We start from the raw sequence: 2,441 nt of genomic DNA on the forward strand, positions 1-2,441 counted from the left end.
GCTGCTCCGGGTGCCGTGCCCGGGCTGCGCTGATCCAACACCCACAAAACCGCCCACAACGGACACCAAAACGGGCCTTCGATCAGCGCACCAAACCAGGGCCCGCCACACCGATCACCCAACCCGGGCTGCGCTGATCCAACACCCACAAAAGCGCCCACAACGGACACCAAAACGGGACTTCGATCAGCGCACGCCGCCGGCCGCACAGGCGCCGGCCGCCGGCGGCGGGCAGCAAGCCGGGCGCAGCCCGCGCGGTCAGCGGTGACGCTCGGCCGGCACCCGCCGGCCGAGCTTGGTGTACTCGGCGACGGCGGCGGCCAGCACATGCCGCATGCCCGGCGGCACCCCCTCGATGGCCGCGTCGTAGCCGGCGGCGACGACGACGTTGCGGATGTCCCCGCCGGCCAGCTCCACGGTGGTGCCGAGCAGGTCGGCGTCGATCGGGTCGTCGGGGTCGATCGGGCCGAGCCGGGCCAGATGCGTGACCCAGAGCCGGCGCCGGGTCGGCCCGTCCGGGTCCGGGAAGTGCACGATGAAGCTGAGCCGCCGGCTGAACGCCGGGTCCAGGCTGCCGCGGAGGTTGGTCGTCAGGATGGTGATGCCGTCGAACTGCTCCATCCGCTGGAGCAGGTAGGCGACCTCCTGGTTGGCGTACCGGTCGTGCGCGTCCTTCACCTCGGACCGCCGCCCGAACAGCGCCTCGGCCTCGTCGAAGAACAGCAGCACGTTCAGGCTCTCGGCCTGGTGGAAGATCTTCTCCAGGTTCTTCTGGGTCTGCCCGATGTACTTGTCGACGACGGCCGAGAGGTCGACCCGCAGCACGTCGATGCCCAGTTCGGCGGCGACGACGTGGGCGGCCAGGGTCTTGCCGGTGCCGGGGCTGCCGCTGAACAGCGCGGTGATGCCGCCACCGCTGCCGGCGCCGGCGACGACGAGCCCGCGGGCGATCAGCTCGTCCCGGTGCCGCGCCCACCCGATCACCCCCCGGACGGACCGGTCGCCCCCGTCCGGCAGGACCAGGTCGGCCAGGCCCACCGACCCGTCCGGGGCAGCCGAGCCGGTCAGCTGCCGCGCGACCCGGCGCACCAGCTCGGCGGTGACCGCCGTGCCCGCGGTCGCGGCCAGCCGCGACGACGTGCGGGCCAACTGGTCGACGAGATCGGGCGAGAGCCGGAGCCCGGCCAGCGCACCCGGCGGTGGGGCTTCGCCGCTGATCGCCGCCCAGAGCTGGTCCGACTCGCCGGGCCCGAGCCACGGCGCAGTCACCGGGTAGGGCTGCGCGCGCGTCGACCAGTGCCGGTCCCACGGCGTCGAGCCGACGGCGATCACCGGGACGGGCGGGTCGACCAACACCGGCGGCATCGTGGCCGGCGAGCCGGGTCCCGCCGGGTCGGGGCCGGCGGCCGGGACGAGCCGTTCGGCCCCGTCCAGCACCAGGCACCGGTTGGTCAGCGCGGCCTCGCGCACCGCGAGGCGTACGAACGCCTCCGCGCCGCCGGCGACGTCGGGGGGCACCGTCACGCACAGGCTCCCGACGCCGAGACCGGCCAGCGTCCCGACGACCATGGGCAGACCGGCGCTACCGGGCGGCGAGTGGACCCAGGCGAAGCCGGCGCCCAGCTCCAGCGCGCGGGCCAACTCGGTGGCGCCGGGTAGGTCCAGCGGGGTGGGCGCGACGATCAGCGGTTCGAGCGCACGGTCGGGATGGCGGGCTCCGGCCAGGTGGCTGACGACCCGGTCGGGGCAATGGATCTCCCGGCTGAGCCATGGGCCCGTCGCCCCGATCTCCAGCAGGGCGTGCGCGGCCAGCGGAGCGCCGTCGGCCAGGCGCTCCCGCCCGGGCCCGGACAGGGTCGGCACGCCCAGCAGCTCCAGCGCCAGGCCGATGCTCGGGTGCGCCGGCGCGGACCCGCCGCGCAGCAGTCCGTAGGCCAGCGCGATGTTGCCGTCGAGGTCGGCCGCCGCGGCCACCAGCAGCAGGTCGCGTTCGACGTCGTCGAGCCGGTAGAGCTCGGCCAACGCGGCGAGCCGGTCGGGCTCGGCATCGGCCGGCGTCAGCGCCGCATAGTCCTGCTCGATGACGGCGACCGTCGCGGCCAGCCGGTCCCGGCCGGACGGATCGGCACCGGCCCGCCGCCCGGCGGCGGCCGCCAGCCAGGTGGCGACATCCGTCAGACGACCGATCACCGCACCCCCTCCGCCGGCGGCCCCGGCCCATCCTTCGCCCGGCCCCGCACCCGGGCATCGGGCACCCGCCCTACCCGGTCCCCCGGCGCCCGTCCCGCGCGGATCAATCAGGGGTGTCCTGAAGCATGCGGCTCATCCTTCGCCGCATTCCGTCCCGGACACCCCTCCCGTGCTCGATGGCGGCCTCGCCAGCTCGGTCAACCGGCCCGGCGCGGACGAAGTGCCACCGGGTGCGACGGGTGGGACGGGAG

Annotated in this window: 1 protein-coding gene; it reads right to left on the reverse strand. The window is 75.2% G+C overall.

The genetic code is table 11. From position 1 onward, the window contains the following. Positions 1-258 precede the first annotated feature (258 nt). Positions 259-2,190 (reverse strand): ATP-binding protein, encoded by a 1,932-nt coding sequence (locus ACOJUF_RS17845; protein ID WP_420123165.1) that lies wholly within the window; start codon positions 2,188-2,190, stop codon positions 259-261. Positions 2,191-2,441 lie beyond the last annotated feature (251 nt).

It is taken from the genome of Nakamurella sp. (genome assembly GCF_048594475.1).
GTDB lineage: Bacteria > Actinomycetota > Actinomycetes > Mycobacteriales > Nakamurellaceae > Nakamurella.